Origin of the sequence: Aquimarina sp. RZ0 (assembly GCF_008370685.1) — a bacterium.
Classification (GTDB): Bacteria; Bacteroidota; Bacteroidia; order Flavobacteriales; family Flavobacteriaceae; genus Aquimarina.
Genome location: NZ_VTZU01000055.1, coordinates 36,117 through 46,919, shown reverse-complemented (window position 1 = coordinate 46,919; position 10,803 = coordinate 36,117). Strand labels below are relative to the sequence as shown.

The window sequence follows — 10,803 nt, the reverse complement described above, 5'->3', positions numbered from 1 at the left end:
CCTACCATTTGTTTCCAAGTTTCTGCTCCACAAATTACTGAAATTATTCCGATAAGAAGGAGTCAATAAAATTGTGAAGTTGGTTTATATGGCTTCTAGGATCTTCCATTTGACTAAAAAATCACTATTGACTAACTTAAAATCAAGTCTTTTAATACAAAAAAATACCCAAAAAATCAACTCGAAAAGTATGAGTTTGCCCTGAGCTTGGGATCAAGACTATTTGATAAAAGTCCTAAATGTAAGGACATGATACTAAATTAAATAGATCATAATTTAACAAAATTAACAAAGCTTGAGTTTGCCCTGCTAAAATAAGGCGTTTACTATCATTTACCAAAATATTTTGCCCTCTTTTTCTAAGATGACAAAGTAGGATTAAGGTAGAAAGAATTTCTCTGGTTTCTTTGTGTATTTCTTCTTGAGAAAACCCTCCTCCTTTATAAGGATCTCTAGATGATGTATCTACCAGATAATGATCTTCTTTTTCATAGATGGTCGTAACTACTGGCGATTCAAAACCTTTTTTCAGAATATCCCAGTTGTTATTATTACTATTCAAAAGAGATTTTATAGTCTTGAGATTTTCTGGTGTGATTTGATAAAAAGTACTTTCTTCTCCTCCGTTAGAGGTACTATTCATTGAAATTGATCGTGATGGTAGTTCTATAGTGATTTCTGTATAAAAATTACTTTTCTGAGGAAGATAGATGACATTATATCCAAAATTAATTATGATTTTCTGATGATTAGTGAGAAGGCCTTTATATAATGAAAATCACTAGCTTTTATTTTGGGCGCTCCTTCTTGCGTTATTTCTTCTAAGGCCAATGTGACGATATAATCTTTTCCTAATGCCAACAATTTTTGTACTTCTTTTTCAGGATCTGCGTGTTGACTATGAGATAGTTGAATACATACTATGGTTAGTAGGAGGTTATTTGGCATCGTTAATATTGATTACAGTAATGATTCTTTTGTTTTTTTATTTATAATAATTAGGTTTTTAGATATTGATAAATAAATTATAAAAATGACCCAATTTCGCCAAGGATACACTCTAAATATATTATGGGATTCAGACTACTTTTGGGTCACTTAATATAATAACCAGTTACTTAGATTCTAATCCCCTTTTTAGATCTTCAATTGTTCTAGCTATTATAACTCCTGGTATTTTTACAGGAAACCCTATTTGTCCCAAAAATGTTCCCTTTGTTCCTTCGTGGTTGTATGTCCGAAAGCTCACTTTGTACAGTCCTCTGGTCAAAGCCTCTAAAGGTTTTTGTGTGTCTGTTAAATATCTGGCAACTTCAATATTTCCTATATTATAATTATCCTCATCCAGACTACTTCCGCTTGGATATATTTCTTGCCAGTTAGCATTTTTTATAGTAAGTTCTGAGATATCTTCAGGGTTCTTTATATCTGATCTTTCAAATCTTAAAAACACATCTAGACTACCCATAGATTTGGAGTTTTTGGTATAAATTTCAGAAATAATAGCATTTTTTATTTTATTTTTTCCAACAGGAGACAACATTCTAACTCCGATCTCGGTGGTAGCAACGGGTATCCATATGTAAGTAGAATAGGTTCTTAAATCATCCACTAGTTCACCTATATTGTTATCATCAGTATATTCCAGATAGGATGTCATATGTAAATATGGAATGTTGATTTTTTTTGGCCCTATCTTTTTTGTGATGGTACTTTTAAACTTTTTTAATTTCTGAGCCTGTGTAGTGGATGTATTCCCCAAAGTAATGATGACCAATAGAGTTAAAAACGTTGTTTTCATAATATGTTTGATTTGCTTTATTTTAAATATTTGATTTTGTAAAAAAAGGAGTAATAAAAATCAGAATTAGTAGCACCGTTACTATAATTATCCCCGTAAAATGATACCATAAAACTTTAGTTTTATTATGCTCTATATTTTCGAAACTAATTATCAATTTCTGGCATTGGAATTCTTGTTTCTCAAAAACTCCTTTGCAATGGCTACATACAGAATAAACTTTTTTCCATAGTGGCAAGAAAGGAATCCAGAATATATGAAAGTACTTTCTATATCCTTGTATCCACATTTTATTTTCTGCCTTACAATATGGACAATACCCTCCATTTAATTTTTCTGGAGGAATAGCAGAAGAACTTGTTCCAAATATGATCATGGCGAATTAGTACATTAATTTATAGTCAATTTTAGGTAGTTTAATAATGAAGGGAGAGAAGTATATTTATGGCAATTACATTTTCTTCTCTCCCTTCATTACTCAACTAACTAACATAGTGGGTGTCTTGTATATTTAAAAAATAAAAATAATGCTGTAATCATTCAACTACCTATTATCAATCCAAAGAACCTAGTTTTTCCTTTATTTTATTTGTTGTTTCCTTTGTGGATTCATTTTTGGACAGGAAAAATTTGTTGATCAGTCCAAAACCTATCATAAATCCAGGTACTGCTAAAATGCTTACTACGATTAATGATATTCCCCAACTCATGATGTAAATACTTTGTATTAAACTAGCAGTTCGTTTGCTATCGTAATATCTTGTTTGTCTAAAAAAATACAGTACAAAGATGAGAGATACCTATACTGTAAGAAACACCTTTTCTGGTGAAAATAAGCACCCTGAAAACTGGGGGTACGAATTACATGAAATACTGGTTTTAGTGGTAAATGTTATCTGTTACTTAATTTTATGAATATGAATACTGTTTTGAGGGGTTTAGATATTAGTATACTTACAGACGTATACAAACAATAAAATATTTGTCATAAATCAACAAAATAAATTTATTTAATATATGTTTTAATAGCAACACAGTAACATACCTTTTTGTATAGGGTAGAGAAAAACTCAATATGTCTTTACTACTATATAATGAATGCCATTTTTGATTTAAAACTAACTATTAAAACGTGTTCTTTTTCGTTTGTTCATCAAAATAAAAGAAGCTGTAGCTAATACAATACCTTAATCATCTTTTTTGTTTACCCCAGAAATGATATAATGGATACAAAAATTTATTACCAAAGATTGTTTTCAAAATTAGATGATATAACAATACTGATAAAGAGTTTTTTACTCAAATTCAATGTTTTATGTATTTCATTTTCAAAGCATATTTAGTTAATCCGGCAAGGTTTCTAACATTAAGTTTTGCGATAAGGTTTTTTCTGTAACTCTCTATAGTATGTTTACTTAAAAATAATTGATCAGCGATTTCTTGAGTAGTAAACTCTTCTGCAATAAGCGTTATAACATCGATCTCTCTTTGTGTTAATCGTACCTCTTCCTCTTTCTTTTTTGAAAATTTGTTTTCAATATAAATATCTTTGATCTCCCTTGAAAAATATTTTTTCCCCTTTAATATGGTTTGAATTGCTTTAAGCAACTCTTCTTTTTCTGCATTTTTTGGCACATATCCGTCTACATCATGTTCAATGAGGTTGTCAATCATCTCTGGATTATTATGCATACTTACTACAAGAGTCTTGATAATACTATTTCTTTTTTTAACAATTTTATTGAGTGTAATGCCATCCATTTCTGGCATGGTAATATCGGTAATGATGAGGTCAATTTTCTCCTTAGGATTTATTTCTAAATATTTAGTAATATGCTTTCCGTTTTTGGCAGTCAATAGAATATTATAGTCTTTTTCTGAATTAAGAATGCTTAATAATCCATCCAAAAACATCTTATGATCATCTGCGATGATTAAATTATACTTCATGTGTATTTGTAATTACTAGGTTAGGTATTTCTATATTGATAATAGTTCCTCTTTTTATTCTGGAATCAATATAAAGGATTCCGGAAATAGTATGGAGTCTACTTTTTATGTTTCTAAATCCTATTCCATCTGAATTTTCGGATGCGTCAAATCCTACTCCATTATCTTCAAACAAGATACTCACTATGTCATCAACCAAATTAATTTGAAGTTCTATAGACGTAGCTTTTGCATGTTTGATCGTATTGGTAATCAATTCCTGAATGATTTTAAAAATTTCTATTTGCAGATTCTCTTCCAAAAAATCGATTTCTTTTCTGGGATATACAATAAAAGATGTGGTCAAACTACTTGCACCCCCTATATTACTAATATATTCCTCTAATACATCACAAAAATTATTTTTACTAAACTTTTTAGGGATTAAATTATGAGATAGGTTTCTTACTTGTTCATATGTGTCATCAATCTGAGTATTGATCGTTTTTAAATAATTTTCGTTTTTGTTAATTGGATTATTTAACTGAATTTTTATGGCAGCCAGATTCCCTCCAATACTATCGTGTAATTCCTGAGCAATACGTTTTCTTTCTTTGTCTTGTCCTTTTATAGATGCTTTGATTACTTTGAGTTCCTGGTCTTTTATAATTGATGTTATTTTTTCTTGACTGATTTCCTTTTGTTTTTTATTTAGCTCGCTTTGTGTTTGTAATTTTTGGTAATAAATAATAAGTAAACCAATTACAGGAATGAGAAGAATCAAAAAAGAATACAACATAATATTTTTAATACTTTTTTGTCTCATGGTTTCTGCATGTAAAATCTCACCATCCTTTTTTAGAATGATATTTTCACTTTGTATCTTTTCTGTTGTGTTTTTAATCTCCAGGAGGTTGTTTTCATTTTCTTTTTTTTCGATTTCTTGCTGTAAAACAAGGTTCTTTATAGATTCTTCCTGGTTTCTTAGTTCAAGTTTTCGATTGGAGTTTATTGCCTGCAACAGTTTTATTTCTTTTTCTTTTTGTAAGGTTTGGAATTTTATTTCCAACTCATTGATTTCTTCATCTTTTTGAAGAAGATTAATAGAATCTTTTACATTGAAATATTTGGTAACAAAAGAAAGTGCAGTTTTATAATCTTTTCTCTTTATAGCAATATCTTTAAGGTTTTCATAAATAGTCATTTGGTTAGATAATAATCCAAGTTCTATGGCATTATATAGGGCTAAAGAGAGTATTAATTCTGCATCTTTGTAATTTCCCATAAGAGTAAGGATGTCTCCTAAATTATTTCGAGTAATTAATGCTATTTGCTGTAACTCATGATCGTCAGCTATTTTTTCTGCTTGTTTATAATGTGTAATAGCTTTTTCATATTCACCCATTTCCTGATAATTCATTCCTAAATTGAGAGTAATTACGGCCAATGCCTGAGCTTTATAGCTATCTTCTTTAAGTAATTGACTTGCTTTCTTTAAATATTTATTAGATGTTCCATAATCTTTTAGGAGTGAATGAATACTTGATATATTGATATAACTGCCATAAATAATTTCTGGGTCGCCTTTATATGTCAAGCATTCTTCAAAAAGCTTGAGAGCTTGAGCATAATCACCCAAATCAGCGTAGGTTCTGGCGAGACCATGGGTATGTTTATAATAAAGATCTGTTTCTTTATATTCATCCGTTTCGGCGATCCCTTTTAAATGCCATTTTTTACTTTCTTCAAGTAATCCTTTGTTTTTGTAATTGATTGCTAAGATGTTGTATGCTAAGATCTTCCCTCTGGTTTTTAAAGAGTCATTTCCATGTCTTTGGTGTTGTAATGACTTTCTTACATAAAAATTAGATGAATCTATAAGTGTTCTGTTTTTGTAATAATATGCTAATAATAGATTAGCATTAAACTTTGCATATTCTGTTTTTACAGTTTTCAATAAATTATGAGCAATTTTTGCTACTTTTTTATCATCATTACTATTAAGAACTTTAAAAGCCTTGGAAATCAGTTCTTTTTCTTTTGCTTGTAAAGCACTTATTTTTGTGAAAGCGGGGATGTTATTATCATTAGCTTGTGCTACTAGTACAAAAGGTAGTAATAGTAAAACGTGTAAAATGATTGGCTGTAATGATTTAAGCATAACCAAAGGTATTAATTTCAGTATATTCTGATATCCCTGAAAACAGGGGGATCTTTTTATCAGAACTATAATGCTATTTCTGATTTAAAATTGCCTACTAAAATTCACTCTTTTTTCGTTGATGTTTCAAAAGGAAAAGAAGCCGTAGTTAAGGCTATAGCTATGTCTTCTTTTTTATATAAACAAAAAATGACTGCTTTTTATTTGAAGTATTTTAAAACCAGAAATGGTGTAAACTCCGGCGTTTTTATAGTTTACTATTTTTCGCCAGAGTCAAAAAAGTTTAATCCATTTCAGTATCAGAGTAAAATACTAAAAGATTTTTTTATCAAAAAAATCTTCATTCAATAGTTCACTGTTAGTTACTAGAGGAATTTCTACAGTTATAATCGTGCCTCTGTTAATTCTTGAATCTATAAAAAAAGATCCGGATATTTTTTGCAACCTACTTTTTATGTTCTCAAAACCAATGCCATTGATAATATTCTGTGTATTAAAACCGATGCCATTATCTTCAAATAAAATATTCAGTTCGTTTTTGATTAGGTTGAACTGAATTTCTATAGAAGAAGCCTTTGCATGTTTAATAGTATTGGTGATGAGTTCTTGTATGATTTTAAAGGTTTCAACTTGTAAATTCGCTTCTAAAGTATCGATTTTTTTTCTAGGAAAAGGTCTAAAAGCTATAGAAAGATTACTGGCTGCACCAATATTATTACAATATTCATCTAAGACATCGCAAAATCTATTTTTACTAAATTTTTTGGGTATAAGGTTATGAGATAAATTTCTTACTTGTTGATAGGTTTCATCTAGTAAGAGGTTCATCATTTTTATTTTTTCTTGTTGCGTATTCGTAATTATACCACTGATCTGTAGTTTTACGGCAGCTAGATTTGCACCAATACTATCGTGTAATTCCTGAGCAATACGTTTCCTTTCTCTATCCTGACTATCTATAGATGCCTTAATAACTTTTAATTCCTGATCTTTCATCAGGGATGAGATTTTTTCCTGGTTTATTTCTTCTTGTTTTTTATTTAATTCATTATGCGTTTTATGTTTTTGATAATATAAGACAAGCAATCCGATTATTGGAATTAAAATTATAATGAAGGAAATAATCACGATTTTTGTAATTGATTGCTGTTTATTTATTTCTTTTTCTTTTTCAAGCGTATTATATTTTATTTCTAATTCATTGATTTCTTTGCTTTTTTGTAAAGAAGCAACTGAGTCTTTGATTTTGTATCGTTGTAGGGCGAGATAGTGAGCTTCTTTATAGTTTTTTTCTTGTATGGCAATTTCTTCAAGCCCTTCATAAATTTCTATTTGTACACCAAAAGAACCTTGGTCTTTTGCTTCTTGTAAGCTCGAAGAAAAAAAAGGTTTAGCTTCTTCTGTTTTTCCCAATTTAATGAGCGCTGCGCCCATTCCTAAATATGCAGAAATTAATACACCATTTGATTTGTTTTTCTTAGCATTCTCAATAGCGTTTTGATAAAGGGAGATGGCTTTGTCGTGATGACCAAGTTTTTGATATTCGTTGGCTAATCTTTTTTGTGTTTCGGGGCATTCTGTTGCCTCATTTTCATCTGGAAAAAGACCGCTTGCTGTGTTAAGTGAATCATGGTTATTTAATTGATGATATGCTTTTTTGATACTTGCATAATAATCAGATATTAAAATACGGTTATCGGAGTTTTTGATTAATTCTTTGAATAATTTTATGGCATTTTTATAATCCCCTTTTTTTTCATAAACATGAGCAAGACCATCTAAGTTTTGATAATAATATCGAGTGTCTTTAAAGTTTTGAGATAATTCAATACCTTTTAGATACCATCTTTTACTTTCATCAAATAGCCCTTTACTATAATTGATGACTCCTAATAGCCCGTATGCTAATGATAAATGTTGCTCTCTGGTCAATGACTTGTTTATATGCTCATTATATTTCAGGGCTTTATTGGTGTAATATGCTGTAGAATCAATCAACCCGTGTCTGAGATGATAATTTGCCAATAGCAGGCATAAACTGGATTTTGACCTGCTGGTTTTTAATGTAGTAATTAGGCGATGTGTTATTTTATAGCTCTCTTCCGTTTTTGAATTATTCATTAAAGCATAAGCTTTATCCACAGTAGTTTTTTCATGTAATTCCAGTTCCAGGGAATCTGCATGAGGATATAGTGTATTCTCTTTTGTCTGTGCATGACTAAAAAAAGGGATACATACAATGAAATAAATAAATGTTCTTATATGGTTGGTCTTCATATAGATTTAGAGAGTTTTTTGTCAAAGTAATACTTCGTAAGAAGTTTTATCTATTCAGGGTAAAGTAGATATTGAGCTCTTATCAGTTTAAATTTGTCTAAATCTTTTAACCAGGTTTTTCGGATTTCTCTGGCAGTATATCCTTGTTGTATCTGTTGTTGAAGTTTTTTTGTGCCAGCGTGAATAGTAAATGATTTTGTATTAAAAAAGCGTTCTTTGTTTTTAGAATTAGTATAAGCATCTAACAGCCATTGAAGATTGATGCGATTTAAATGCTTAGTTTTCCTTAAATCCTTACCATAACATACTTCTCCCTTATGTTTAGGGTATTTTGCTCCAAAATTAGGTTGTGGAGTATAAGCAAAATCATAATACTCAAGAGGGAAATCAGGAGAGCCAAATATTTGAAATTGCATCTCAGTTCCACGACCTGCATTAATAGTAGTTCCTTCAAAAAATCCAAGACTAGGATATAAGTTGATTGATTTGTCATTAGGCAAATTAGGAGAGGGGCGTATCGGAAGGCTATAGAATGTCTGATGCGTATAGTTTTGTACGGGTATAATTTGGATTTTACATTTCAAGCTATTTCCCAACCAACCTTCTCCGTTCACCATTTTTGCATACTCTCCAATTGTCATGCCGTGAACTAGAGGGATTGGGTGTACTCCAACAAAACTTGCATGAGCAGACTCTAATATAGGGCCATCAATATAATGAGCATTAGGATTAGGTCTGTCCAGTATAAGAACAGGTATATCATTTTCTGCACAAGCTTGCATTACATAATGTAAGGTAGAAATATATGTATAAAATCTAGCTCCTACATCTTGTATATCAAAAACTACAATGTCTACATCAGAAAGATTTTCTGCAGATGGTTTTTTGTTAATGCCATATAAAGAGATTATAGGTAATCCTGTTTTAATATCTTTTCCGTTTGATACCAATTCTCCGGCATCGGCTTTACCTCTAAAACCGTGTTCTGGTGCAAAAACTTTCTGGATTGTAATCCCATTGGATATTAATGAATCTACAAGGTGAATATATTGCTCCAGGTTTGATGAAGATACCTCGCCCAGAAGAGGGCCTATATTTGGGTATTTAAAAATAACTGAAGTCTGATTTCCGACAATAGCTACCTTTTTGTTCTGCAAAATAGGGAGGTATATTTCTGTTTGATTGGCACCTACAATAATAGGTTTTGGTACTGCGAGAGAATCAGTTTTTTGCCTTTCTGGAGGCACATGTTTTTTAGTTATTATAACGTTCTGTTCAGTAGCAGAAGTCTGAGATGATATTTTTGTTGCGCTTCCACAAGAAATAAGCATCATAAAAAAGAATAAAAACGTATTTTTGAATGCAGATCTGATAAAAACCATAATTAACGTTGAATTTCGAATATTTTATTGCCAAACGCCTTATCAAAGGTAAGGAACATAAAAGTAGCATATCATCGGCTATCATAAAAATTGCGATTTTGGCAATCGCCATTGGTGTTATCATGATGCTGATTACAGTTGCTACCGGCGTAGGATTACAACGTAAAATAAGAGAAAAAGTTGCAGCCTTTAATGGACATGTGCTAATTTCTAGCTATGATAACAACAATAGTATAGAATCTTTAATACCCATAAAGAAAGAACAGCACTTCTATCCAAAGTTTGAAGATGTAGATGGAATAACACATATCCAGGGAGTCGCTACAAAATGGGGAGTGATCAGAACCCAAACAGATTTTGAGGGTATTATTGTAAAGGGAGTTGGAGAAGATTATGATTGGAAATATGTTAAAGATTTTTTGGTAGAAGGAGAATTACCGGATTTTACAGACCCTAAAAATAAGCAAGTATTAATTTCGACATATACAGCTAACCGTTTAGGACTAGGTCTGGGAGATAAAGCCATTACTTTTTTTCTTAAAAAGAGTGCTACCATTAAGTCTCCGGCTAATATCAGACCATTTGAGATTGTAGGGATTTATGATTCAGGTTTTCAGGAATTTGATGAGAAAATTATATTTGCGGATATCAGGCATATCCAGAAGATGAATAAATGGAAAAATGATGAAGTTGGAGGGTTTGAAGTTTTTATAGATGATTTTAAAGAAATCGATACCAAAGGAAGAGAAATATATAACAGTATTCCCTCTACTATGGAAGCACAGACCATTACACTGAAATATGGCAGCACATTTGAATGGTTAAAACTTTTTGATTTAAATATCATTGGGATTATAGCAATTATTATATTGGTAGCAGGGATTAACATGATCACGGCCTTATTGGTGTTGATATTAGAAAGAACACAGATGATTGGTATTCTTAAATCTTTGGGGACTAGCGATTGGAGTATTAGGAAAGTATTTTTGTATAATGCGGGATACTTAATTCTAGTTGGTCTTTTTTTTGGTAATGTTATAGGGATAGGACTTCTTTTTGCACAAAAGTATTACGGAATTATTGGACTAAACCCCGCAACGTATTATGTGAGTACTGCACCGGTCTATATCCATGTGGGGTATATTTTCACGCTTAATATAGGAACAATGTTATTGTGTCTCATAATGCTACTGATACCTTCGTATGTTGTTGCTAAAATTTCACCATCAAAAGCTATCCGATTTCAGTAATAT

10 protein-coding genes are annotated in these 10,803 nt (G+C 30.9%); 1 reads left to right on the top strand and 9 read right to left on the bottom strand.

All coding sequences use genetic code 11. From position 1 onward, the window contains the following. Positions 1-235 precede the first annotated feature (235 nt). The 9 genes from F0000_RS19345 to F0000_RS19310 form a co-directional block, all read right to left on the bottom strand. Positions 236-643, bottom strand: coding sequence for a hypothetical protein (locus F0000_RS19345; protein ID WP_149626373.1), 408 nt, complete (start codon positions 641-643; stop codon positions 236-238). 89 nt (positions 644-732) lie between these two features. Next, positions 733-948: a hypothetical protein gene (locus F0000_RS19340; RefSeq protein WP_149626372.1), complete on the bottom strand. Its 216-nt coding sequence runs from the start codon at positions 946-948 to the stop codon at positions 733-735. Between the two features lie 166 nt (positions 949-1,114). After that, entirely contained in the window at positions 1,115-1,801 is a 687-nt protein-coding gene (locus F0000_RS19335) for a LipL32 family surface lipoprotein (RefSeq protein WP_149626371.1), read from the bottom strand. 22 nt (positions 1,802-1,823) lie between these two features. After that, positions 1,824-2,177: a zinc-ribbon domain-containing protein gene (locus F0000_RS19330; protein ID WP_149626370.1), complete on the bottom strand. Its 354-nt coding sequence runs from the start codon at positions 2,175-2,177 to the stop codon at positions 1,824-1,826. 178 nt (positions 2,178-2,355) lie between these two features. Further along, positions 2,356-2,511 (bottom strand): hypothetical protein, encoded by a 156-nt coding sequence (locus F0000_RS27855; protein ID WP_188112189.1) that lies wholly within the window; start codon positions 2,509-2,511, stop codon positions 2,356-2,358. 595 nt (positions 2,512-3,106) lie between these two features. Further along, complete coding sequence (locus tag F0000_RS19325) at positions 3,107-3,751, bottom strand: response regulator transcription factor (protein ID WP_149626369.1); 645 nt, start codon at positions 3,749-3,751, stop codon at positions 3,107-3,109. Then, positions 3,741-5,891 carry a tetratricopeptide repeat-containing sensor histidine kinase gene (locus F0000_RS19320; protein WP_149626368.1) on the bottom strand — a complete coding sequence of 717 codons (2,151 nt, stop codon included), beginning with the start codon at positions 5,889-5,891 and terminating at the stop codon, positions 3,741-3,743. The genes F0000_RS19325 and F0000_RS19320 overlap by 11 nt, the downstream gene beginning before the upstream one ends. A 312-nt stretch (positions 5,892-6,203) precedes the next feature. Continuing rightward, on the bottom strand, positions 6,204-8,168 hold the full coding sequence (locus tag F0000_RS19315) for a histidine kinase (RefSeq protein WP_149626367.1): 1,965 nt from the start codon (positions 8,166-8,168) through the stop codon (positions 6,204-6,206). A gap of 50 nt (positions 8,169-8,218) precedes the next feature. Continuing rightward, a complete protein-coding gene (locus F0000_RS19310) occupies positions 8,219-9,550 on the bottom strand; it encodes an exo-beta-N-acetylmuramidase NamZ domain-containing protein (protein WP_149626366.1) in 1,332 nt (443 codons plus the stop codon). Between the two features lie 8 nt (positions 9,551-9,558). Here F0000_RS19310 and F0000_RS19305 point away from each other — a divergent pair, with 8 nt between their 5' ends. After that, on the top strand, positions 9,559-10,800 hold the full coding sequence (locus tag F0000_RS19305) for an ABC transporter permease (RefSeq protein ID WP_149626365.1): 1,242 nt from the start codon (positions 9,559-9,561) through the stop codon (positions 10,798-10,800). The last annotated feature ends 3 nt before the right edge of the window (positions 10,801-10,803 follow it).